At 70.7% G+C, this 22,096-nt stretch carries 21 protein-coding genes and 1 pseudogene; 11 read left to right on the plus strand and 11 right to left on the minus strand.

Annotated elements, in window-relative coordinates:
- Positions 1-116: 116 nt before the first annotated feature.
- Positions 117-860 carry a GntR family transcriptional regulator gene (locus ACWD2L_RS27875; RefSeq protein WP_351335034.1) on the plus strand — a complete coding sequence of 248 codons (744 nt, stop codon included), beginning with the start codon at positions 117-119 and terminating at the stop codon, positions 858-860.
- Positions 861-883: 23 nt separating this feature from the next.
- Here the strand turns inward: ACWD2L_RS27875 and ACWD2L_RS27880 are convergent, their stop codons facing one another.
- Positions 884-1,018: a hypothetical protein gene (locus ACWD2L_RS27880; protein ID WP_351335037.1), complete on the minus strand. Its 135-nt coding sequence runs from the start codon at positions 1,016-1,018 to the stop codon at positions 884-886.
- 92 nt (positions 1,019-1,110) lie between these two features.
- Here ACWD2L_RS27880 and ACWD2L_RS27885 point away from each other — a divergent pair, with 92 nt between their 5' ends.
- The 4 genes and pseudogenes from ACWD2L_RS27885 to ACWD2L_RS27900 all read left to right on the plus strand — a co-directional run.
- Entirely contained in the window at positions 1,111-2,031 is a 921-nt protein-coding gene (locus tag ACWD2L_RS27885) for a TIM barrel protein (protein WP_351335040.1), read from the plus strand.
- Positions 2,032-2,033: 2 nt separating this feature from the next.
- The gene (iolC, locus tag ACWD2L_RS27890; protein ID WP_351335042.1) at positions 2,034-3,008 is read left to right on the plus strand and encodes a 5-dehydro-2-deoxygluconokinase; all 975 of its coding nucleotides are present in this window, start codon (positions 2,034-2,036) and stop codon (positions 3,006-3,008) included.
- Positions 3,005-3,889 carry a Cgl0159 family (beta/alpha)8-fold protein gene (locus tag ACWD2L_RS27895; RefSeq protein ID WP_351335045.1) on the plus strand — a complete coding sequence of 295 codons (885 nt, stop codon included), beginning with the start codon at positions 3,005-3,007 and terminating at the stop codon, positions 3,887-3,889. The genes iolC and ACWD2L_RS27895 overlap by 4 nt, the downstream gene beginning before the upstream one ends.
- Positions 3,886-4,242: pseudogene (locus ACWD2L_RS27900) on the plus strand (thiamine pyrophosphate-binding protein); the annotation flags it as partial. The gene ACWD2L_RS27895 and the pseudogene ACWD2L_RS27900, both read left to right, overlap by 4 nt.
- Before the next feature lie 122 nt (positions 4,243-4,364).
- Here ACWD2L_RS27900 and ACWD2L_RS27905 read toward each other — a convergent pair.
- Positions 4,365-5,051 carry a hypothetical protein gene (locus ACWD2L_RS27905; RefSeq protein WP_351335048.1) on the minus strand — a complete coding sequence of 229 codons (687 nt, stop codon included), beginning with the start codon at positions 5,049-5,051 and terminating at the stop codon, positions 4,365-4,367.
- A gap of 365 nt (positions 5,052-5,416) precedes the next feature.
- Here ACWD2L_RS27905 and ACWD2L_RS27910 point away from each other — a divergent pair, with 365 nt between their 5' ends.
- Positions 5,417-6,427, plus strand: coding sequence for an aldo/keto reductase (locus ACWD2L_RS27910; RefSeq protein WP_351335051.1), 1,011 nt, complete (start codon positions 5,417-5,419; stop codon positions 6,425-6,427).
- Positions 6,428-6,727: 300 nt separating this feature from the next.
- Here the strand turns inward: ACWD2L_RS27910 and kynU are convergent, their stop codons facing one another.
- The 5 genes from kynU to ACWD2L_RS27935 form a co-directional block, all read right to left on the minus strand.
- Complete coding sequence (gene kynU, locus ACWD2L_RS27915; RefSeq protein WP_351335053.1) at positions 6,728-7,969, minus strand: kynureninase; 1,242 nt, start codon at positions 7,967-7,969, stop codon at positions 6,728-6,730.
- Between the two features lie 296 nt (positions 7,970-8,265).
- Entirely contained in the window at positions 8,266-9,309 is a 1,044-nt protein-coding gene (locus ACWD2L_RS27920) for a zinc-dependent alcohol dehydrogenase (protein WP_351335056.1), read from the minus strand.
- Between the two features lie 64 nt (positions 9,310-9,373).
- Complete coding sequence (locus ACWD2L_RS27925) at positions 9,374-10,726, minus strand: four-carbon acid sugar kinase family protein (protein ID WP_351335058.1); 1,353 nt, start codon at positions 10,724-10,726, stop codon at positions 9,374-9,376.
- Positions 10,723-12,009: a RuBisCO large subunit C-terminal-like domain-containing protein gene (locus ACWD2L_RS27930; RefSeq protein WP_351335061.1), complete on the minus strand. Its 1,287-nt coding sequence runs from the start codon at positions 12,007-12,009 to the stop codon at positions 10,723-10,725. The genes ACWD2L_RS27925 and ACWD2L_RS27930 overlap by 4 nt, the downstream gene beginning before the upstream one ends.
- 14 nt (positions 12,010-12,023) lie before the next feature.
- Positions 12,024-13,043: a 2-keto-3-deoxygluconate permease gene (locus ACWD2L_RS27935; RefSeq protein ID WP_351335064.1), complete on the minus strand. Its 1,020-nt coding sequence runs from the start codon at positions 13,041-13,043 to the stop codon at positions 12,024-12,026.
- A gap of 210 nt (positions 13,044-13,253) precedes the next feature.
- Between ACWD2L_RS27935 and ACWD2L_RS27940 the strand changes: the two genes are divergently transcribed.
- Positions 13,254-14,009, plus strand: a complete 756-nt coding sequence (locus ACWD2L_RS27940; RefSeq protein WP_351335066.1) for a DeoR/GlpR family DNA-binding transcription regulator — start codon at positions 13,254-13,256, stop codon at positions 14,007-14,009.
- A 52-nt stretch (positions 14,010-14,061) separates the two neighbouring features.
- Entirely contained in the window at positions 14,062-14,661 is a 600-nt protein-coding gene (locus tag ACWD2L_RS27945; RefSeq protein WP_351335068.1) for a hypothetical protein, read from the plus strand.
- Between the two features lie 73 nt (positions 14,662-14,734).
- Here ACWD2L_RS27945 and ACWD2L_RS27950 read toward each other — a convergent pair whose 3' ends face one another.
- From ACWD2L_RS27950 to ACWD2L_RS27960, 3 genes are read right to left on the minus strand one after another with little or no spacing between them, the layout of a single operon-like run.
- Positions 14,735-15,211 (minus strand): hypothetical protein, encoded by a 477-nt coding sequence (locus ACWD2L_RS27950; RefSeq protein ID WP_351335071.1) that lies wholly within the window; start codon positions 15,209-15,211, stop codon positions 14,735-14,737.
- The gene (locus ACWD2L_RS27955; RefSeq protein WP_351335074.1) at positions 15,208-15,921 is read right to left on the minus strand and encodes an RNA polymerase sigma factor; all 714 of its coding nucleotides are present in this window, start codon (positions 15,919-15,921) and stop codon (positions 15,208-15,210) included. The genes ACWD2L_RS27950 and ACWD2L_RS27955 overlap by 4 nt, the downstream gene beginning before the upstream one ends.
- Before the next feature lie 22 nt (positions 15,922-15,943).
- Entirely contained in the window at positions 15,944-16,393 is a 450-nt protein-coding gene (locus tag ACWD2L_RS27960) for an LAETG motif-containing sortase-dependent surface protein (protein WP_351335076.1), read from the minus strand.
- A gap of 223 nt (positions 16,394-16,616) precedes the next feature.
- On the opposite strand from ACWD2L_RS27960, the gene ACWD2L_RS27965 reads away from it, so the two are divergent.
- Positions 16,617-18,872 (plus strand): MFS transporter, encoded by a 2,256-nt coding sequence (locus tag ACWD2L_RS27965; protein ID WP_351343298.1) that lies wholly within the window; start codon positions 16,617-16,619, stop codon positions 18,870-18,872.
- 188 nt (positions 18,873-19,060) lie between these two features.
- Positions 19,061-19,696, plus strand: coding sequence for a hypothetical protein (locus ACWD2L_RS27970; protein WP_451192099.1), 636 nt, complete (start codon positions 19,061-19,063; stop codon positions 19,694-19,696).
- A 445-nt stretch (positions 19,697-20,141) separates the two neighbouring features.
- Here the strand turns inward: ACWD2L_RS27970 and ACWD2L_RS27975 are convergent, their stop codons facing one another.
- The gene (locus tag ACWD2L_RS27975; protein WP_351343300.1) at positions 20,142-20,582 is read right to left on the minus strand and encodes an Aca2/YdiL-like domain-containing protein; all 441 of its coding nucleotides are present in this window, start codon (positions 20,580-20,582) and stop codon (positions 20,142-20,144) included.
- 303 nt (positions 20,583-20,885) lie between these two features.
- On the opposite strand from ACWD2L_RS27975, the gene ACWD2L_RS27980 reads away from it, so the two are divergent.
- Positions 20,886-22,091 (plus strand): phospholipase D-like domain-containing protein, encoded by a 1,206-nt coding sequence (locus tag ACWD2L_RS27980; protein WP_351343302.1) that lies wholly within the window; start codon positions 20,886-20,888, stop codon positions 22,089-22,091.
- The last annotated feature ends 5 nt before the right edge of the window (positions 22,092-22,096 follow it).

Here is a 22,096-nt window from a genome sequence, read left to right on the forward strand (position 1 = left end):
GGCCCAGTGGACGGGCGGGCTCGCTATTTGTTATTACATCCGTACGTACGGACGTGCGGAGTTTTACGGGATTACGGCATACTGGCGCTGTTGGCAGTAGCGCTCTGGAGGGTGACGTGGAGTCGATCGCCAAACTGATCACCATCGACCGGAACAGTCCGGTCCCGCTGTACTTCCAGTTCGCCCAGCAGTTGCAGCAGCTCATCGAGAGCGGCGTGCTGCCGCCCGGCACCCGCCTGAGCAACGAGATCGCCCTGGCCGACCAGTTCGGGCTCTCCCGCCCGACGATGCGTCAGGCCATGCAGCACCTCGTCGACAAGGGCCTGCTCGCCCGCAAGCGCGGAGTGGGCACCCAGGTCGTCACCAACCGCATCCGGCGCCAGGTCGAACTCTCCAGCCTGCACGACGACTTGGAGCGCGACGGCCGCCATCCGCGCACCAAGGTGCTGTCGGTCACCACCCGGCCCGCCGACGCCGAGGTCGCGGCGGCGCTGCGACTCGGCGAGGGCGTCGACGTGCTGGCCGTTGAGCGGGTCCGGTTCGCCGACGACCAACCCATCGCGCTGCTGCGCAACCACCTGCCGGCCGGGCTCGTCGAGCTGACCGCCGACGCTCTGGCCGAGACGGGCCTGTACCAGTTGCTGCGCCGGTCCGGGGTGGATCTGAGCTCCGCCCAGCAGGCCATCGGCGCCCGCAGGGCCACCGCGGCCGAGGCCAAGCTGCTGGAGGAGACCCGCGGCGCCACGCTGTTGACCATGACCCGTACCGCGTACGACGACGCCGGGTCGCCGGTCGAGTACGGCGCCCACGTCTACCGCGCCTCGCGCTACTCCTTCGAGATGACGGTCGCCGCCCGCTGACGGGCCCTTCGCGCGCCGTGTCATCAGTGGCCTCGTTTCAGTAGCGCGTCGGACAGGTCGGCCGCGGCCGCGTTCGGCCGCAGGCCGATGACGTCGAGGCGGCGCAGGGGGTCCGCCACCACGGACGGGCCGACGCCACGGGCCGGGATGATGACCACGCCCTATAGACAGTATGTAAGGACAATCGATTGACAGTTGATTGCCGAGCCGGGCAGGCTCGGTCCAAGCCCGCATCCAAGGAGGCAAGGCCGTGACCACACCTCTCGCCCAGCGCATCGCCGGAGCGCCGATCTCCTGGGGAGTCTGCGAAGTCCCCGGCTGGGGACACCAGCTCCCACCCGAACTGGTCCTGCGCCAGATGCGCGAAGTCGGCCTGACCGCAACCGAGTTCGGGCCCGAGGGCTTCCTGCCCGCCGCCCCGGCCGACAAGGCCGCCACGCTCGCCTCGTACGACCTGAAGGCCGTCGGCCAGTTCGTGCCGGTCGTCCTGCACGACCCGGACCGCGACCCGCTGCCCGAAGTCGAGGCGGCGATCGCCGGGCTCGTGGCCGCCGACGCGGGCACCGTCGTCATCGCGGCCGCCACCGGCGCCGACGGCTACGACGAGCGCCCCGCCCTCGACGCGGCGGGCTGGTCCTCGCTCCTGGCCAACCTCGACCGGATCTCCGCCGTCGCGGCCGGCGCCGGTCTCGTCGCGACCCTCCACCCGCACGTGGGCACGATGATCGAGTCGGGTGACGAGACGCGGCGCGTACTCGACGGCTCCGGCATCGGGCTGTGCCTGGACACCGGGCACCTGCTCATCGGCGGCGGCGACCCGGTCGCCCTCGCGGCCGAGCGGCCGGGCCGGATCTCCCACGTCCACCTCAAGGACGTACGCATGGACCTGTGCGAGCAGGTCGTGGCCGGCAAGATGCCCTACACCGAGGCGGTCGCCGCCGGGATGTACGTCCCACTCGGCGCCGGGGACATCGACATCGCCGCGATCGTCCGAGGTCTTGAGGCCGACGGGTACGCCGGCTGGTATGTGCTCGAACAGGACACCATCCTGGCTTCGGCGCCCGCCGCGGACGGCGCGGGCGGCCCCGTCGAGGACGTGCGCGCCTCGGTCGGCCACCTGCGCTCGCTGGCCGGCACCGCCGCGCACGCCCCGGACAGCGTGGAGGGCTGACCATGGCTCACGAACTCGTCACCATCGGGCGCAGCGGGGTCGACATCTACCCGCTCGACCACGGCGTCGGCCTCGAAGAGGTACGGACGTTCGAGAAGTTCCTCGGCGGCAGCGCGACGAACGTCGCGATCGCGGCGGCCCGCCACGGCCGCGCCGCCGCCCTCATCACCCGGGTCGGCCGTGACCCCTTCGGCCGGTACGTCCAGCAGGAGGCCGCGCGCCTCGGGGTGGACCCCGTGCACATCACGCCGATCACGGAGCCGGACGGCCCGCCGACTCCGGTGACGTTCTGCGAGGTGTTCCCTCCGGACGACTTCCCGCTCTACTTCTACCGGTACGGGACGGCTCCCGACCTGATGATCGAGCCCGCCGCGCTGCCGCTGGACGACATCCGCGCGGCCGGGGTCTTCTGGGCGACGGTGACCGGTCTGTCGGCCGAGCCGAGCCGGTCCGCCCACTTCGCCGCCTGGCGGGCCCGCGGCCGACGCACCCACACGGTCCTCGACCTCGACTACCGGCCGATGTTCTGGTCGGGCCCCGAGGAGGCACGCCGGCAGGTGGAGCGCGCCCTGGAACACGTCACCGTGGCCGTCGGGAACCGTGAGGAGTGCGAGGTCGCCGTCGGCGAGACGGATCCGCAGCGGGCCGCCGACGCGCTGCTCGACAGGGGCCTCGACCTCGCCATCGTCAAGCAGGGCCCCAAGGGAGTCCTGGCCGCCACCCGCGAGGAGCGGGTGGAGGTCGCGCCCTTCCCCGTCGAGGTCGTCAACGGCCTCGGTGCGGGCGACGCGTTCGGCGGCGCCGTCGTGCACGGCCTGCTGAGCGGCTGGGACCTGCGCCGGACCATCGCGTTCGGCAACGTGGCGGGCGCCCTCGTGGCCTCCCGCCTCGCCTGCTCCACCGCCATGCCGACCACGTCCGAGGTGGAAGCGGCCCTCGCGTCCGCCCCGGGGGCCCAGACCGCGGGGACCACATGATCAACGCCGCACGGCTGACCCGGATCCGCGCCCGTGAGCCCGAGCTCATCGGCCGCTCCTGGCAGAAACGCTCCCGTCGCCCGGTGGTCGGGAACGACGGCCGCCTCCTCATCGTCGCCGCCGACCACCCGGCCCGTGGGGCCCTCGGCGTCCGGGGCGACCCCGGAGCCATGGCGAGCCGCACCGACCTCCTCGACCGGCTCGCGACCGCGCTGTCGCGGCCCGGCGTGGACGGTGTGCTCGGCACCCCTGACCTGCTCGACGACCTTCTGCTCATGGGGGCCCTGGAGGACCGGGTCGCCATCGGGTCGATGAACCGGGGCGGGCTGCAAAGTGCCGCCTTCGAGCTCGACGACCGGTTCACCGCGTACACCGCGGAGGCGATCGCCGCCCAGGGACTCGACGGAGGCAAGACCCTCACCCGGATCTGCCTCGACGACCACGGCACCGTACGCACACTGGAGGCGACGGCGGCCGCGATCACCAGCCTGGCCGAGCACAGCCTGATGGCCATGGTGGAACCATTTCTGACGGTGCGCCAGGAAGGCGGCGGCGTGCGCAATCTGCTCGACCCGGACAGCGTCATCAGGTCGATCCACATCGCGAGCGGGCTCGGCGCCAGCAGCGCGTACACGTGGCTCAAGCTGCCCGTCGTCGACGAACTGGAACGCGTCCTGGACGCCACCACCCTGCCGACACTGCTCCTCGGCGGCGACCCGCAGGGCGACCCCCATGACACGTACGCCTCGTGGGGCGCGGCCCTCGAACTCCCGGCGGTGCGCGGGTTGGTGGTCGGGCGGGCGCTGCTCTATCCGCCGGACGGTGATGTCTCCGCCGCCGTCGACGTCGCGGCCGAACTCGTCCACGGGAGCGACACATGAACACGCCACGGGTGGACACATCACGGTTGGGCACACCACCGGACGCGACGACGGTACGGCTCACGGTGGCGCAGGCCGCCGTGCGGTTCCTCGCCGCCCAGTGGACGGAGCGTGACGGGGAGCGGCGGCGGCTCTTCGCGGGTGTCCTCGGCATCTTCGGCCACGGCAACGTCGCGGGCATCGGTCAGGCGCTCCTCCAGCAGGACCGGCAACCCGAAGGACTCCCCTACATCCTGGCCCGCAACGAACAGGCCATGGTGCACACCGCCGTCGCCTACGCGCGCCAGCAGGACCGCCTGGAGGCCTGGGCCTGCACCGCCTCGATCGGCCCCGGCTCCACCAACATGCTCTCACTCTGCGGATCGTGCTTTCAGCTTCCGAACGGCAGGTAGTCCGTCTCGTGAACTCCTCGCCTCCGTACTGAAGTTGGGCGCGGCCAGAGCGGAACCCCTACTGCGCACCCCGGGGGGGGCGGTCAGCCGAACGGGGTGATCGTCTCGTACGGCTGCTGGAACCGCACGGCGATGCCGGACTCGGCGCTCTTGCGGTCGAGCAGTGCCTTCGCCTTGGCGAAGTTGTCCAGAATCCGCGGCACGGGGCGCGGTCGCTTGGTGAGCGGCCGTCCGAAGTCGTCCCAGTGCACAGGGATGACGAGGTCGGGGCGGGTGGCCTCGACGGTGTGGTGCCAGTAGTCGTTCTGGAACCGCGCGGACTGTGTACCCAGGCCACCGATCAGCGGGCCGAACCCCGCCCAGGTCAGCTGGGAGCGCAGATCGTGGCGCCGTCGCTGGCCGGCCTCGGGCAGGGAGAAGGCGAGCAGCGTCCAGGTGCCGTCCCATCCGTCGTTGACGGCACCCTGCTTCCAGATGCGGTCCTCGCCGTCACGGAGGATGGCCTCCGCGCGGTCGGTGAGGGCGAAGTACATGCGGCGCCCTTCACGGCGGCGTTGCAGCAGACCGCGACCCACCATGCGGGTCAGGGTCGAGCGGGTGGCGTGCTCACCCACGCCCGTACGGCCGAAGACCTCGATGACGTTGCCGGAGTAGACGCAAGCGTCGCCGCCCAGTACGTAGTTGCCGAGGAAGGTGAGCATGAGGGACTGGGGACGCAGGACCCCCTCGGCCCCTCGCTCCCCCGGCGTGCTGCGTCCGCCGCCTGCCATGCCACCCTCCCGCGTCGCTCCGCCACCGTACGACCCAATGTTACGCACTCTGTCGATCGTCGCGAGAGGAGTGCACAGCGCGGTCAACTAGAGGGATCTAAAAGGGGGTTAGTCCGCTATGAGCCCGGGTGATCACCCCAGCGCCCCGGCCCGCACCCCGCGGCTTCGTGGGATACGACAAGAAGGAGGGCGATCAAGAAGGACGGCATGATCAAGCACAAGCGTGCGCTCGGCGGTGCGATCGCACTGGCCATGTCCCTGGGTGTCACGACGCCCGCACTGCCGGGAAACGCCTGGGTGGCGCGGAACCTGCCCCACGCCTCCGAGTTTGCGCTGGAGCGCACTTCAACTCCTAGTTTCGGCGCATGCGATACATCAGACTCGGAACGACCGGACTGGAAGTCTCCGCCATCGCCCTCGGCTGCATGAGCTTCGGCGAGCCGGGCCGGGGCGGCGAGCCCTGGTCGCTGGGCGCGGACGCCAGCCGGGACATCATCAAGCAGGCCCTCGAAGGCGGCGTCAACTTCCTCGACACGGCCAATGGGTACAGCGCCGGAAGCAGCGAGGAGATCGTCGGCAGGGCGGTCAAGGACTTCACCCGACGCGAGGAGGTCGTCCTGTCCACCAAGGTCTGGATGCGGATGCGCCCCGGCCCGAACGGCGCCGGGCTGTCCCGCAAGGCGATCTTCGCCGAGCTCGACGCCTCCCTGAAGCGGCTGGGGACCGACTACATCGACCTGTACCAGATCCACCGCTGGGACTACGACACCCCGATCGAGGAGACCCTCGAGGCGCTGCACGACGCGGTCAAGTCCGGAAAGGTCCGCTACATCGGAGCCTCTTCCATGTACGCCTGGCAGTTCGCCAAGGCCCTGTACCTGGCCGATCTGAACGGCTGGACCCGGTTCGTGTCGATGCAGGACCACTACAACCTCATCCACCGAGAAGCGGAGCGGGAGATGCTCCCGCTCTGCGCCGACCAGGGCATCGGCGTGATCCCGTGGAGCCCGCTGGCGCGGGGCAGGCTGACACGGGTCCGGGACACCGCCACGGCGCGTGCCGAAACCGACGAGGGCGGCAAGATCCTCTACCGCGACGGGGACCAGGCCGTGGCAGAGCGCGTCCACGAGATCGCGGGCAAGCGGGGTCTGTCCCCGGCCCAGGTCGCCCTGTCCTGGGTCATGCGCCACCCGGCGGTGACCTCGCCCATCGTCGGGGTTACCAAGCCGGCCCAACTGGCCGACGCACTCGCCGCGGTGGACGTCGCACTCGACGAGGACGAGGCCGCCTACTTGGAGGAGCCCTACCAGCCGCACGAGGTTGCCTACCTGGAGAAGTCCTTCTACAAGTCGCGCCCTGCGGCGGGCTCCCGGTAGTCCGGCCTACCGCCGACCTTCGACGAGTCCTTGCCCTGCGCAGCGCCACCAGCACGCCGAACGCCGGGATGGGCAGGCCGTAACGCTTCGAAATGCCGGGGCAACCGGGCCTGGTACCGGTTGAACGTGCGGTGGAGCCGGCCGAAGACTGCCCGCGCGGAGGTGTCCACGTCCGGGACCTCGCGCTGCCACTCCGCACTCCGCACGCCGCCGGGGCCGATACGGGATCGGCAGCGGCGGATTGCGGGGCGGCTGGATGCGACGGTCGGCGCCTCGCGGTTGACCCGGAGGCTGTCCGGATCAGGTCACCTTGGAGCGCAGCGCGTAGCGGTCCTCGCGCCACGCCTCGGTGGTCAGGACCTCGCGCAGGAACTGCACCGCGTCCCACACATCGACGAAGCGGAGGTACAGCGGGGTGAAGCCGAAGCGCAGCAGGTCCGGTGCGCGGAAGTCGCCGATGACGCCGCGGTCGATGAGCGCCTGCATCACCGGGTATCCGTCGGTGTGCCGCAGCGCGACCTGGCTGCCGCGCGCGTCGGCGTCCCGCGGCGTCACGACCTCCAGGCCGAACTCGCCGCACTCCTGCTCGACGAGGTCGATGAAGAGGTCGGTCATGGCCAGGCTCTTGCCCCGGAGCTGTTCGAGGTCGACCCGCTCCCAGATGTCGAGGCTCGCCTCCAGGGGTGCGTACGACAGGAGTTGGGGAGTGCTGCACTGGAACCGCTTGATGCCAGTGGCCGGTTGGTAGTCGGTGGTGAACGCGAAGGGGTCGGCGTGGCCGTGCCAGCCGGTCAGTGGCTGCCGGGCCACCTCCTGGTGCCGCTGCGGGACGTAGACGAACGCGGGGGATCCCGGGCCGCCGTTGAGGTACTTGTAGGTGCAGCCCACGGCGAAGTCGGCGCCGCTCTCGCCGAGGCGTACGGGCAGCGCGCCGACGCTGTGGCACAGGTCCCAGATCACCAACGCGCCGTGGCTGTGCGCGAGTTCGGTGACCGAGGCCATGTCGTGGAGCTGTCCGGTGCGGTAGTCGACGTGGCTGAGGACCACGACCGCGACGTTCTCGTCGAGCGCCTCCTCCAGCGTCGGCGCGTCGGCGCCGACCAGTCGCCGCTGGTAGCCGTCGAGCAGACCCGTGGCGCCCTCCATCATGTAGAGGTCGGTCGGGAAGCTGCCCGCCTCCGAGACCACGACCTTGCGGTCGGGGCGCATCCCAAGAGCCGCGGAGAACACCTTGAACAGGTTGATGGACGTGGAGTCGCACACCACGACCTCGCCCGGTCCCGCACCGATCAGCGGCGCGAGCCGGTCACCGAGCACGGCCGGCTTGTCGAACCAGCCGGCGGTGTTCCAGCTGCGGATCAGGCCCTGGCCCCACTCGACGTCGACCATCTCGCCGACGCGGGTGCGAGCCGCCCGCGGCAGGGCACCGAGGGAGTTGCCGTCTAGGTAGTTCACCCCCTCGGGCAGGACGAACTCCTCCCGCAGTGAGGCGAGCGGGTCAGCCGCGTCGTACTGCTCACACAGGGCGCGTGTCGTGGTCACGTTGTTCCTTTCGGGTCGGGATGGCCGCCGCGATGACGAACGCGAGCGAGGCCGTTCCCCAGGTGAGCCCGATCGCGCGACGTCCATCAAGGCGATGACACCACCACTGACGGCCTCATGGAAAGAGACACCCAGTGCCTGCGGGGCTTGATGCTGAACGGACTCCGCAAGTCCACCCGCGGGACGTCAGCCGCCGTCCACCCACCGTCCCGCGACCCTGGCCATACCCCCTTCCCCGCTTCCCCGCTTCCGCGGCGAACAGCCTCGCGGCCGCCTCCCCGACGTCCGCGGTCCCGTCAGCTCAGGTCCGGGACCAGCAGGACCTTGCAGGCGTCCCCTGTCAGGAGGTCCATGGCCTCGTTCACCTGACTCAGTGGCAGTCGGTGTGTGATCAGCCAGTCCAGGTCCAGGCGGCCAGAGTTCAGCAGGAGCATGGTCTGCTCCCACGTTTCCCACAGCCGGCGGCCGAAGATCCCGCGCAGTGTGATGCCGCGCTTGTTGATCTGGGCGGCGACGTCGATCGGCACCGGCCGGCCCGGGTGGCCCACGGTCACGACCGTGCCTTCGCGACGCAGCGCGTCGAAGAGGGGCGGGAGCGCGGCGGCCGCCCCCGAGCATTCGAAGGCCACGTCGGCCCCGCCGCGGTGGCCGCTCAGTTCGCGGCTGCGCTCGGCGATGCCGTCGCCCGGCTCCATGGCGATCACACCGAGCTTTTCGGCCTCGGCGCGGCGGAACGGGTTCGGCTCGATCACGATCACGTAGGCCGCGCCCATCAGGGAGGCCAGGCGGGCGACGACCATGCCCACCGGCCCCGCGCCGCTGACCAGAACGCCGCGTCCCGCCACCGAATACCCGGCGCGCTGGATGGCGTGGACCGCGACACCGGCCGATTCCAGCAACGCGCCGGTCTCCAGGTCGACGTTGTCGGGAAGGGGGACGCAGATACTGTCGGGCACGGCGACGCGTTCGGCGAAGACCCCGTCGAAGTGCATGCCGAGGATTTGCGTGTGCTCGCAGGTGTGCGCGTCCCCCGTGCGGCACGCAAAGCACTGCCCGCACGGCAGGTGGCTCTCCAGCGCGACACGGTCACCGACGCGCAGATTGCGCACCCCGGTACCCACCTCGACGACGGTGCCCGCCGCTTCGTGCCCGAGGACGACGGGGAGTCCAAGGTTGAATGCCTGGGCGGCCGACGACCATTCATAGCATTCGCGGTCGGTGCCGCACAGTGAGGCCGCGGCGACCTCGACGACCACCTGGCCGGCTCCCGCCTTGGGCTCGGGCGCGTCGGTGACGTACTCGACGCCCTTGTCCGCCGCTGCCTTGACGACTGCTCGCATGAGTTCCTTCTCCTTCAATTCGCATGTACGGGTGGGGTGTTGGGCCAGATGACCGGTGCGCGGGTCAGGCCGAGGTGGATGTCTGCGCGAAGCGGTTCAGCACGTCGACCGGGCCGACCTGGCCTCCCTTGAGCAGCAGTCGACAGCCGGCCACCGCCGCGTCGCTGTCGGTGCGGCAGATGGGGGCGGCCGTGACGAACTGCGAGGAGACACGAAGCTCGCTGACGCCCATGGCCAGCAGTGCGTGGCTGGAGGTGTCGCCGCCGAGCACGGCGATGTCGCGGGTGAGTCCCTTGGCCGCCATGTTCGCGGCCACGGTGCCCAACAGTTCACCCACGTACGCCGCGTCGAGAGGGCCGGCAGCGGCGTAACGCGGGTCCTGGGTGCCGCGTGTGGTGTGCACGATGACGTTGCGTCCGGCATCGAGCCAGGCGGCCGTGCGCTGTTCCAGCTCGTTCAGCCGGGAGGGGTCATCGCCGTTCAACACTTGGGCGGGCACGGCCAGTTCGGCCCAGCCATGCGCGATGGCGTCGGCGATCTGCGCGGCCGTGGTGCTGGAGGCGGAGGCGCTGACGGCCAGCACCGGCCCGGTTGCCGACTGGGCGGCGGCAGTGACAGTGGCAGTAGCCGTGGCATTGGCAGTAGCCGTGGCCGTCGCAGTACCGGATCGCTCGCCGGCCGTGCGTGCGAGGGCTGCCATCACACCACCGGAGCCGACCACTATCGCCGGGCCGCCTTCACGGACGGTGTCCTCCCGCAGCGCCAGCGCCAGCGCGTCGAGGTGTCCCTCCTCGACGGCGTCCACGACGAAGGCCGCCCGGCTGGAGCGGCGGAGCGTCCCCCACCGCTCGCGGAAGGAGCCGTCGGCGTAGGAGGGAAGGTGGATGGCCTCGGGCACCTCGCCGGTCAGCGACTGCCCGGCGATCACCTGCCGCAGGTCGGCCTCGTCCATCGGTGTCGACGGATGGCCGGCCATGACGGGGTGCCGGTCGAGGCGGTGGGCACCACCCGAGTAACCGGCGAAGTGGTTACTGAAGGCGGTGTACCGGCCGAAGTCCGGCTGTGCAGGGGCGATGGCGATCGGCCCGTGGCCGGGGAAGCGCTCGTGCAGCAACTCGATTCCCCTGCCGATGCTGCCGCGTGCGCTGGAGCTGTCGAAGGTCGAGCACACCTTGTAGATGAGCACATCGGCGTCGGCCGTGGCGATCTGCTCCAGCTGTGCGCGGACCAACGCGTCGAAGGCCGCCCCGCCGAGGGAACGCGAGGGCCCCGCGATCCCCACGACATCGCAGTCGGTGGGCAGTTGGCGGCTACCGTCTCCGACGACGAGCACGGCATCGAGTCCGTGCCGGTGGGCCTGCGCGAGGACATCGCTGGCTCCCGTCAGGTCATCGGCCACGAAACTGACGTACGTCATGTGAGGTCACCCCTCCGCACGGCCATCCCACCGAAGGTGCGCCCGGCGTGCAGCAGCGCCGGATCGCCCGCCTCGGACGCCGCGCGCGCCGCCGCCTCCAGCGAGACACCGTCGACGGCTGCCGCCCACGCGGCCCGGAGGCTGCGCACACCGGCCGCGGGCCCGTCGGGGTGGGCGGCCACGCCGCCGCCCGCGAGCATCAGCAGGTCGGTCGACCCGGTCGCGGCGAAGGTCGGCGCCGGGGTGGTGACATTCTGGCCGGACGACAAGGTCGGCACCGGGCCCAGGGTGTGCCCCAGGGGCTCGAACAGGCTGCGTACGTTGGCGGTGACCTCCTCGTCCGTCTCGTAGAACTTGCTGCCAAGGCCGCTGACATGCAGGTGATCGGCGCCCGCGAGACGGGCCAACTGCTGCCACACCCGGTACGACATCCCCAGCGCCGGTGAGCGCATGGACCCGGCGAGGCCGGCGCGGTGGCCGTGCACGGGTACCTCGGAGAACTCCCGCAGCCAGGCCAGCGCGGGCAGCCCCATGACGGGAACGTTGAGCATCACGCACCGGCCACCCGCCTCGACCACCATGTCGTGCCGCCGACGGAGCCCGGCGAGGTCTCCCGTGATGTTGAAGGCGTACATGACGGGGTGACCGGTGAGCTGCTCGGCCTCCCGGATCTCCTCGGTGGCGACGGCGATCCGGCGCTCCAGGGGAAGGTACGTCGGATCGGTCATCAGCTCGTCGTCCTTGATCAGGTCGATCGAGGCCCGAGCCAACTCCCTTACCACGAGCCGGAATTCATCCTCGGTGAGACCCACGTTCGGCTTGATGATCGTGCCGATCATGGCGCCTTCGGCGTCGCCCATCAGCCTGCGGGTGCCCGGGATGCCGAACGCCGGGCCCTGATGGGCAGCGACGAACTCGTCCGGCAGCTCGATGTCCTGCACGCGGCAGGCGAACAGTTCGCCGAGCTCGAAGAGGTTCCCCGCGATGGCGGTCTGCAAGGTGGCCAGGTCCGTCCCGATGTTCTCCATCGGGAACTCGACCACTGCGAGGGACGCCCGCACCTTCTCGGGGGAGGTACGCGAGGGCAGTGACGGGACGCGCTCGCCCAACTCCCGCACACCAACAACCTGCGCGGCATGGCGTTCACGAATGCGGGGTGACTCGCCGGGCACCGCGATGAAGGTGCCGCTGGACTGCTCCCCTGCCATCGCCGCGGCGGCCTGCTCCGGGTCGGTCTCGGATTCCAGGTAGTACGTGCAGCGGATGACCCGTTGGTCACGCATGTGTTCTCCGTTTCTCAACGAGGTTGGTACGAGGGGGTGTTCCGCTCAGTTGGTGGCGGTGCGTCGGAGTCGGAGTCGGCGGGTTGCTTCTGGACCCGGCGTGCCCACAGAGCCGTGATCAGCGGGCACAGGATCGACGTCACCACGACGGACGAGGCGATGAGCACGGTCGCGGACTGGGCGGCCGGTGCGTAGACGGGGTTGGCGGACGCCACGATCGAGGGCACGACCGCCGCGTTGCCGGCGGTGGTCGCCGCGGCGAGGCCGGCGATGCCGTCACCGCCAGTGGCCTTGTCGGCCAGGAGCAGGACCGCGCCGCCGACGAGCACGACGAACAGCCCGAGCGCGACCCCCAGCAGTCCGGCCTCCCAGACAGCGGTCAGGTTGAGCGTGAGCCCGAGGGACAGCCCGAGGAACGGCACGATCGCCGGGACCGCAGGAGCCAGGAAGCGGCGCATCTCGGGGTCGAGATTGCCCAACAGCATCCCGAACGCGAGCGGCAGGATCGCCCCGACCAGCGTCTGCCAGGGGAAGGCGGAGAGTCCGGCGACGCCGAGCGTGACCATGGTGAGGAAGGGGCCGGACTCCAGGCTCATGACGCTGTAGGCGCCGACGTCGCGCTTGCGTCCGAACTGCGCCATCAGCGACATGTACAGGCCGCCGTTGGTGTCGTTCAGCGCGGCCACGACGGCCAGCGTGGACAGCCCCGCGAGGGCCCCGCCGCCGATCGGCGACTCCCCCAGGAGCCGGCCCATCACGACGCCGACGAGCATCGCGAACACGATCTTGGATCCCAGCAGCACACCGCCCTTCTTCGCGATGTACGGCGTCGCCTTCACGTCCAGGGTCGAGCCCAGACAGACGTAGAAGACCGCCAGGATCGCGGGCAGGCCGGTGTACAGCGCTCCGGTGAAGGAGCCGAAGAACTCTCCGGAACCGGGCGCTGCCGTGTGCACCACGGCTCCAACCAGCATGGGGACGAGCATCAGCCCGCCCGGCACCTTCTCGATGCCCGCCTTGATGGGCAAAGCCATGACGACCTCCGAACGGCTATGTTCGAATGAACATTGAATGAATCGGACCGTAGTCGCGGCAAGTACGCAGGTCAATAGGTTCCAGCGGCCGAGACGGCACACTGACCGGCGTACAGTGTTCACATGAACAGCACGTCGTCAGGGGTGGTCGGCACGACGTCGCGCACCCTCCGCGAAGAGCAGGGCTGGAGGCCGGATAGCGTTATGGACGTGGCTCAAGACGAGGTGGATACGGTGCGCGGCTCCCGGCAGAGGGCCATCCTGAAGGCGCTTCAGACGTCCCGGCAGGTCGACGTCAACACGCTCGCGGAGCGCTTCGGCGTGTCCGGCATGACGATCCGCCGCGACCTCGCCGAGCTCGATCACGCGGGGCTGTTGGACCGCGTGCACGGCGGCGCGGTGCCGCGCCGGGCACCCGCGTACGGCTCCCGGACCACGACGATGACACTGGAGAAGTCGAGAATCGCGCGGGCCGTGGCGGAACTCGTCGAACCCGGTGCGTCGGTGGGCATCGACACCGGCACCACGTGCACCGCCGTCGCCACGGAGCTCGCCGGCCGCGACGATCTGACGGTCATCACCAACTCCCTTCACGCGGCGTTCGAGCTGCGTGACACCAGGAGCCGGGTTCTCGTCCTGGGTGGGCTCATGACTCCCGAACTCACCCTGACCGCCTCCACGGCGGCGCAGGAACGGCCGCAGATCCATCTGGACCTGCTGATCCTCGGCTGCGGCGGACTCTCCGTCGACCACGGGATCACCTACTTCGACCCCGCCGAGGTCGAGGTGCGCCGCACCCTCCTGGACCTGGCCGACCGGGTCGTCGTCGCCGCCGACCACTCCAAGTTCGGCCGCAAGAAGGCGATGGCCCTCGGCGACCTGTCGATCATCGACGTCCTCGTCACCGACGAACTGCCTCCGGCTGAACTGCGCCCGGCGCTGGCGGACGTGGTCGTCGCTCCGTAGCGGGACGAGCCGGGGCGACAGGTTCGCGAACGTCACGGGCTACGCTCCGGGGATGGAGATCCCCAACGCCCGCCGGGAACGCGCCAGTCGACGTCGCACGGTCGCGGACACCATCCTCGACCGGCTCGGCCTGTTCGAGCGGTGGCGGCCACTCGGGACGCCGGTACTCGTCGGATCCGTCGCTCTCGACCTGGTGGTGGAGGCCGACATCGACATGGAGATCTACTCCCCCACCCCGTCCATCGCCGACGGATTCGCCGCACTCGTGCCCTGCGCGGAGCTCCCGGGCGTGCGCAAGCTGCGCTTCGCCAACGCCCTCGACCTGGCGGACCGCGGCCTGTACTGGCGCCTGGACTACGAGTTCACGCCCGACGAGACCTGGAAGATCGACATGTGGTGGCTGCCCGACGACCACCCCGGCCCACGCGCGGCCGATCTCGTGACCCCGGTACGCGACGCCCTGGACGACTCGACGCGCGACGCCGTCCTGGCCATCAAGGAGGGCGCGCTGACGCAGGGTGAGGCCACCCAGGGGGTGTGGGTCTACCAGGCGGTCCTGGACCACGGAATCCGCACCTACGACGAGTTCCGTGCCTGGCAGGCCTCGACCGCGACGGACGTACTGACGTCGTGGCGGCCGCATCGAGACTGAGGGGCCAGGTGCCAAGTAGGCGCGTGCTGCGAGGAGTTCGGGCGGTCGACCGGGTGTCGCGGACCGGCCCCGCTCACTCGGGTGTGCTCGGGCGGGCCGTGGGGCGGACGCCGTCCTTCGCGGTCGGGGACTCGGAGGCCGCGGACGACGGGGGCGGGGGCAGGGCGGACGGGGCCGAGGTGGACGGCGTTGCCGGGCTCGACGGTGTCGGTGACGAAGGGCGGGGCGTCGGGCGGTTGTCGGGGGCGGTCGGGGACGAGGGCGCGGCGGGCGGCACGGGGGTGCGGTCGGGGGACACATCCGGGGCCAGGACGACGTAGCCGACGGCCAGGGCTGCGGCAGTGGCGAGCCCGGCGATCGGGACGGCGTAGCGCCGACCGATTTCGCGGAGGCGAGGCAGTCGGCGCAGGTGCGGGCCTGGCGGCCGGGCCGGGCGCAGTGTGCGTACGGTGACGTTGTCGGCGTGCGCAGCGAGTGCCTCGCGCAGGCGGTGCTCCACCGGGCGTTCGGCGTGGTCGGCCGGGCGGGCCCGTGGCGTGCGGGGAGTCATATCCGACCCTCCAGGCTCTTTTCCAGTGCGTCCAGGGCGCGGCTGGCGTTCGACTTCACTGCGCCTTTGCTGATGCCGAGCGTGGCGGCTATCTCGGCCTCGCTGAGGTCGGCCCAGTAGCGCAGCACGAGGACTTCGCGGCGGCGCGGCGTGAGCCGGGACAGCGCGGCGAGGACCTCGCGGTGCGCCTCGTCGAGGACGACGGAGTCCTCCGCGGACGGGGCTTCGCCGGCCGGTGGCGGGGTCCACGCCCGTGCTGTACGGCGCCGACGCAGCACCGAGCGTGCGGTGTTGACGACCGCGGTGCGGAGGTAGCCGAGAGCGTTGTCCACCTCCGTGATGTGTTCGCCGTGCCGGCGGTACAGCGCGGTGAACGCGTCCTGCACGACATCCTCGGCGGTCCCCAGGTCGTCCACGAGCAGCACCGCAAGCCGCACCATGCGCAGCCGGTGCGCGTGGTAGAGCTCGCCGATCGTGGGCGGCCGGTCGAGGTGCGGAGGCACTGCGTCGTACGCGTATGTGTACGTGTACGGGGGTGTGTCCCGGCCCGGCGTATCGGCGGCCGCCGGGCCGGGTGCCCCTTCGAGGGCGGACCGCTCGCGTCGCAGCAGCCCACGCAGCACACCCCGCCATCCGGCGCGGACCCGGCCGTCCGGAAGCGCGAACGGCCGTGAGGGCGGGGCGAGTTCGTGGGCTGCGGCGATGTGCACAGGGTTCCTCGGATGTACGGCGTCAGCGGTGCGAGCGGCGGCGTACGGCAAAGAGGGTCCCCGCGCCGCCGACGACGAGTGCGGCGGCCCCGGCCCCCAGGACGGTGGTGGTCGTGTTCGAGGAACCAGTATGTGCGAGCTCGTCCTCGGCGGGGGCGGGGGCGGGCGCGGGCGTGCCGGGCTCGGTGGTGGCGGGCGCGGGTTTGCCGGGCTCGGCGGGAGCGGCACTCGGCGCCTCCGTGGAGGCTTCGTCTCCCTTCTCGCCGGGGGCGGCGGGCTCGGCCGAAGGCGGGGCGCTCGAGACCGGCTTCGAGGACACCGGGACGCTGGTGGCCGGAGCCGACGGCACCGGGCTCGGCTTCTCGGTGGTGGCGACCGAGGGACTCGCCGACGGCTGCACCGGGGTGGCGTGGGCGGCGGGCATCGCGCCCAGGGCGGCCAGCAGGCCGGTGGCCACAACGGCACTGCGCACAACAGGAACAAGGTGGTTCACGGGGGTACTCCACGGTCGGGGCAAGGAAGCCGGACGGCACCCTTCACCCCCACACGACGCGCGACCCGGCATCAGGTTGCCGGGTCGCACAAAAATCTTCTCTGCCCCTCACCCTAGGTGTGCATCATGCAATGATTATGCATGAGCCATACGATGTGTATAGTGCACATAGAAGCATTGAAACTATGAGCGAGGAGCCCGAATGGCGACCCCCCAGCCGACGACCCGGTCAGGCGGTGTGGTCGCGACACTGGCCCTGGCCGGCACCGTCGCGGCGATCATGCAGACCCTTGTCACACCCTTGATCGGGGACCTGCCGCAGATCCTGGACAGCACGCCCTCGAACACGGCGTGGGTCATCACCGTCACGCTGCTGGTCTCGGCTGTGTGCGTCCCGGTCTCCGGACGCCTCGGGGACCTGCTCGGCAAGCGGCGCATGCTGCTCATCTGCACCGTGCCGCTGATCATCGGCTCGGTGGTGTGCGCGCTCTCCTCCACCGTGCTTCCGATGATCATCGGGCGCGGTCTCCAGGGCATGGGCATGGGCATGGTGCCGCTCGGGATCGCGCTGCTGCGCGATGTCGTCCCCGCGGAGAAGCTCAGCTCCTCCATCGCGCTCGTCAGCGCCTCCATGGGGATCGGCGGCGGCATCGGCCTACCGATCGCCGCCGCCGTCTCGGAGTACGCGAGCTGGCGCGTGCTGTTCTGGGGTGCGGCAGGACTCAGCGCCGTGATCGCCGTGATGATCTGGATGTTCGTCCCCAGCCTTCCCGCCCCCGGCAAGGGGCAGCGCTTCGACGGAGTCGGCGCCGTGGGCCTCGCGATCGGGCTGGTCTGCCTGCTCCTCGCGGTCTCCAAGGGCGGGGACTGGGGCTGGGGTTCGGGCAGCACCCTCGGACTGTTCGGCGCCGCCGTCGTCGTGCTGCTCCTCTGGGGCTACTGGGAGCTGCGCACCCGTGAGCCGCTGGTGGACCTGCGCGCCACGGCCCGCCCCCGCGTGCTGATGACCAACATCGCGTCGATCTTCGTCGGCTTCGGCATGTACGCGAGCATGCTGATCATGCCGCAGCTGCTGCAGTTCCCCGAGGCCACCGGTTACGGCCTGGGACAGTCGATGCTCGCGGCGGGGCTCTGGATGGCTCCCGGCGGCATCATGATGATGATCGTCTCTCCGCTCGGCGGGAAGCTCACCAACGCCCGCGGTCCCAAGTTCACGCTGCTGTGCGGTGTATTGGTCGTCGCGGCGGGCTACGGAGCCGCGATGCTGCTGATGGGGACGGCCTGGGGCATCATGCTCACCGCCATGATCACCAGCGGCGGCGTCGGCCTCGCCTACGGCGCGATGCCGGCACTGATCATGAGTTCCGTCCGGCAGGACGAGACGGCCGCGGCGAACGCCTTCAACACTCTGATGCGCTCGCTCGGCACCTCCATCGGCGCCGCCGTCATCGGCGTCGTTCTCGCGCAGATGACCACCACCATGGGTGGCCAAACCTTCACTTCGGAGGGCGGCTTCCGCACGGGCATGATGGTGGGCTGCGGTGTCGCCCTCGTCGCCTTCGTCATCGCGGTGTTCATCCCCGTCCTGCAGAAGACGGGCGAGCAGGAGGAGGCGACACAGGACGTTCCGACGGAGGGCTCCGACTCCGCTGCGACGGACGTCCGGAACGCCACGCCGGTGCCGACACAGACCGGGACCGGCACCCCGGTCAGTGGCCGCGTGCAGGACGCCGAGAAGGCGCCCGTCGCGCAGGCCGCCGTCACCGTGATCTCCCTGGGTGGGCGGCAGTTGGGCCGTGCGATCACCCGCAACGACGGCTCGTACAGCCTCGACGTACCGGGTGCGGGCAGCTACATACTGATCACCGCGGCCCACGGCCATGCGCCGCAGGCGTCCACCGTGCTGGTCGGCGACGAGCCGCTCTCGCACGAGATCCTGCTCAGCGGCACCAGCGGTCTGAGCGGCGTGATCCGGGCGGCCGAATCGCACGACCCGGTCGTCGCCGCCACCCTCGTGGTGACAGATGTACGGGGAGATGTCCTCGCCGCCGCAGCGTCCGATGACGACGGCGCCTTCACCCTCTCGGACCTGGCACCGGGCACGGTGACGGTGGCCGTCAACGCCGGTGGATTCCGTCCGGCCGCCCTCCCCGTCGAGGTCGCCGGGACCGGAGTCACGCGGGTGACGATCGAGCTGTGCTCCGGCGCCGAGGTGCGGGGCACCGTACTCACCCGGAGCGGCCCGCTGAACGACGCGCGGGTCACGCTCGTCGACGGTGCGGGCAACGTGGTGGCCACCACGGCCACCGACCTCGACGGCACGTACGCCTTCGCCGATCTGGACACGGGCGACTACACGTTGATCGCGAGGGGCTACCCGCCCAAGGCCGACGCGGTCAGCGTGCGCGACGGCGTGGTGCAGGGGCTCGACATCGCCCTCGACCACCCGGCGCGGTAACTCGCCCTGCCCTGACGGCCGGTGGGCCCGACAGCATGCGGCTGTCGGGCCATGCGCGGTGAGGCGCCGGTCGCCCATGGCGCGGGCGGCTGCCCCGTCGGCGGCGTAGCGGAACCGAGTCGTACGGCTTCGTCCTCGGCACCCGGCCCTCACCCCGCGGCGCCCTGACAGGCCCTAGGGTCGTTGGTGTGCGCGATGTGCGGGTGGTGTTGATCGGCGGGACGTCGAACGTCGGGAAGTCGACTGTTGCCCAAGTGGTGGCGGAGAAGCTCGGGTTCGAGTACCTGAGCACCGACGGGCTGGCCCGGCACCCCGGGCGACCCTGGCGAACTCCGGAGCGGGAGGTGCCGGCGCATGTCGCCGAGCACTACGGATCGCTCACGGTGGACGAACTGATCACGTCCGTTCTCAGCCACTACGACCGGCTGTGGCCCCGCATCGAAGAGCTGATCACGTCCCGTGCGACCGAGGACCGTGACAGCACGGGCCTGGTTCTGGAGGGGTCAGCTCTCTGGCCCGCCCGTGTCGCGAGGCTGCGGGTCCCGCGCACGGCCGCCGTGTGGCTCACCACCGACGACTCCGTAGTACGCGCACGTGTTCACGCGGCGGGCCGCTATGAAGCAGCCACAGACGACGAACGGGCCCTGATGGACAAGTTCCTGGCTCGCACGGAGCGCTACCGGGTACTCATGCTCGACGCCATCGACAGGCTGAGCCTGGATCGCATCGATGCGGGCCGTGGACAGTCCGCCGCAGAACTGGCCGACACCGTGCTCGCGACCACCAATGCACAGCTCACGGTGGGGCGCTCATCCCGCACCTGATCAGGCTGTCGACGGGTCACGCCCAGCAGCACCGCGGGGGCTTGTCGCCGTGGGCTTCCCCAGCAAGCTGAGCGGTGCCGGGCCCGTAGCCGGTGAAGTGCGGCAGTGCGGTGCCGGGCGCGCCGGCCGACGGTGCTGCACACCCTCCCCCTGCGACTGGTCAGGGCGTGGACTCCGCCCTGCATATAGTCCCCTCAGTCGGCGCGGTCGTCGCACTCCCAGCGTGGGCTGCGCAGGTGCGGCGAGACAGCCGTGGCAATGTCGACAAGTCCCTGAACAGGCACGTGCGCTGGTGCGGAGCGGGGCAAGAACGTGCGGCGGAGCGGAGCCGCGACGACAGCCCTCGCCCACGCCCCCTCCACCAGGTCAGCGCGAAGGGCGAAACAGCCCGGCCGTGAACCAGTCGATCGCGTCCCAGGGGGAGACATCCTCCGCGAGCCGTCGGCTATTCGGCCTCCACCTTCACGTCCTCCGAGTCCACGGCGTCGGCGTAGGCGATGACGAGGCCGGGCACCTCCTGTGCGATCCGCGCGCAGACGGCCCGGTGCCAGCTCGCCGGGTAGGCGGACTCCGGGTGGCCGGCGTGGTATTCGGCGTCGGTCCGGAACGTGACGATCCCCGGGTCCGGGAGGTCGATCAACTGCTCCACGGCCTTGCCGATGAACTCCCCGGTCAGGCGCTGCAAGTCCGCCAGCTGCCGCCGGACGGTTTCCGGGATCGGGTGCTTGCCCTGTTCCCAGTGGTCGACCGTCCGGGCGGACACGGCGAAGTTCTCCGCGAGCCATTCCGGGCTGAGTCCCAGGAATTCGCGGGCGACTCGGAACGCGGCCGGCGTCATCCGCTCGCCTTCCGGTGTGCCGGTCGGGTCGGGGAAGGTCTCCGTCATGGATGCTCCAGCCGTGCGAGAGCCCCGGCCGAGGCCAGGGCTGGAGGGGGTCACTCGAACCGATCGGACAAAACGTAGCTTCCGGATTTGGAACCCTGCAAGGGCACCCTTGCCGTGGACCAGGCGATCGAGCGGCCCCGCGGCCCGGTTGGAGACCCCGCCAAAACGCTGTGGTAGCAGCATGGTTACGATCACCGGTTGACGGGAAATCGAGGTGGCTTCCGGTGGATGCCCCGGCGGCCGGCCGGGCCTGCTGACGCCCCCCTCATGCCGCCCGACCCGCCCTGCCGCCAAGGACCGCACATGACTCTCGCCGATCAGCCCGCCAGTGCCGTTGCCAGCGCCAGCGCCGAGCTGGTCGGCATCCAGCGCCTGCGTCGCCGCCTGGAACGGCTGATCGGTGTGGCCGCGACCGAAGGGAACGAACTGGTCGCCCTGCGCAACGGCGACGAGATCTTCCCCGCCTTGCTGGAGGCGATCCGGACGGCCGAGCACACCGTCGACATGATGACGTTTGTGTACTGGCGCGGGCAGATAGCCCGCGACTTCGCCGCCGCCCTCGCCGAGCGGGCCCGGGCCGGGCTGCGGGTGCGGCTGCTGCTCGACGGCTTCGGCGCCAAGGAGATCGAGAAGGATCTGCTGGCGGACATGGACGCCGCGGGCGTGGAGGTCTCCTGGTTCCGCAAACCGCTGTGGCTGTCGCCGCTGAAGCAGAACCACCGCTGCCACCGCAAGGCGTTGATCATCGACGAGCACACGGCGTTCACCGGCGGCGTCGGCATCGCCGAGGAGTGGTGCGGCGACGCCCGCAATCCGCGCGAGTGGCGCGACACCCACGTCAAGGTGCGGGGACCCGCCGTGGACGGCATCGCCGCCGCCTTCGCCCAGAACTGGGCCGAGTGCCACGACACGCTCTACGACGAGCGGGACCGGTTCACCGAACACCCCAAGGCCGGCGACTCCGTCGTGCAAGTGGTGCGGGGCTCCGCGGGATTCGGCTGGCAGGACATGCAGACCCTGATCCGGGTCGCGCTCACCTCGGCCGAGCAGCGCTTCCGCCTGGCCACCGCCTACTTCGCCCCGGACACGTACTTCATCGATCTGCTGTGCGCGACGGCGCGGCGCGGGGTGACCGTGGAGATCCTGCTGCCCGGCCCGCACACCGACCAGCGGGCCTGCCAACTGGCCGGGCAGCACCACTACGCGCGCCTTCTGGAAGCGGGGGTGTCCCTCTTCCAGTACCAGCCGACCATGATGCACGCGAAGGTCATCACGGTGGACGGGCTGGCGGCCCTGATCGGCTCCACCAACTTCAACCGGCGCTCCATGGAGCACGACGAAGAGGTCATGCTGGCCGTCCTCGACGCGGAGTTCACCGCCGGACTCGACCGGGACTTCGACGCCGACCTCGGCCACAGCACCAGGATGACCGAGGTCCGCTGGAAGCGCCGCGCCGCCCTGCAACGCGTGCGTGAAGCGGCGGTGCTGCCGCTCCGGCGCTTCCTGTGAGCACC

It is taken from the genome of Streptomyces sp. NPDC002754, assembly GCF_053592315.1.

Bases quoted from the DNA above. Each gene is read 5' to 3' on its own strand.
- iolC (WP_351335042.1), top strand. From the start codon at position 2,034: ATGGCTCACGAACTCGTCACCATCGGGCGCAGCGGGGTCGACATCTAC.
- ACWD2L_RS27895 (WP_351335045.1), top strand. From the start codon at position 3,005: ATGATCAACGCCGCACGGCTGACCCGGATCCGCGCCCGTGAGCCCGAG.
- ACWD2L_RS27905 (WP_351335048.1), bottom strand. From the start codon at position 5,051: ATGGCAGGCGGCGGACGCAGCACGCCGGGGGAGCGAGGGGCCGAGGGG.
- ACWD2L_RS27910 (WP_351335051.1), top strand. From the start codon at position 5,417: ATGCGATACATCAGACTCGGAACGACCGGACTGGAAGTCTCCGCCATC.
- ACWD2L_RS27920 (WP_351335056.1), bottom strand. From the start codon at position 9,309: ATGCGAGCAGTCGTCAAGGCAGCGGCGGACAAGGGCGTCGAGTACGTC.
- ACWD2L_RS27925 (WP_351335058.1), bottom strand. From the start codon at position 10,726: ATGACGTACGTCAGTTTCGTGGCCGATGACCTGACGGGAGCCAGCGAT.
- ACWD2L_RS27930 (WP_351335061.1), bottom strand. From the start codon at position 12,009: ATGCGTGACCAACGGGTCATCCGCTGCACGTACTACCTGGAATCCGAG.
- ACWD2L_RS27935 (WP_351335064.1), bottom strand. From the start codon at position 13,043: ATGGCTTTGCCCATCAAGGCGGGCATCGAGAAGGTGCCGGGCGGGCTG.
- ACWD2L_RS27945 (WP_351335068.1), top strand. From the start codon at position 14,062: ATGGAGATCCCCAACGCCCGCCGGGAACGCGCCAGTCGACGTCGCACG.
- ACWD2L_RS27950 (WP_351335071.1), bottom strand. From the start codon at position 15,211: ATGACTCCCCGCACGCCACGGGCCCGCCCGGCCGACCACGCCGAACGC.
- ACWD2L_RS27965 (WP_351343298.1), top strand. From the start codon at position 16,617: ATGGCGACCCCCCAGCCGACGACCCGGTCAGGCGGTGTGGTCGCGACA.
- ACWD2L_RS27975 (WP_351343300.1), bottom strand. From the start codon at position 20,582: ATGACGGAGACCTTCCCCGACCCGACCGGCACACCGGAAGGCGAGCGG.
- ACWD2L_RS27980 (WP_351343302.1), top strand. From the start codon at position 20,886: ATGACTCTCGCCGATCAGCCCGCCAGTGCCGTTGCCAGCGCCAGCGCC.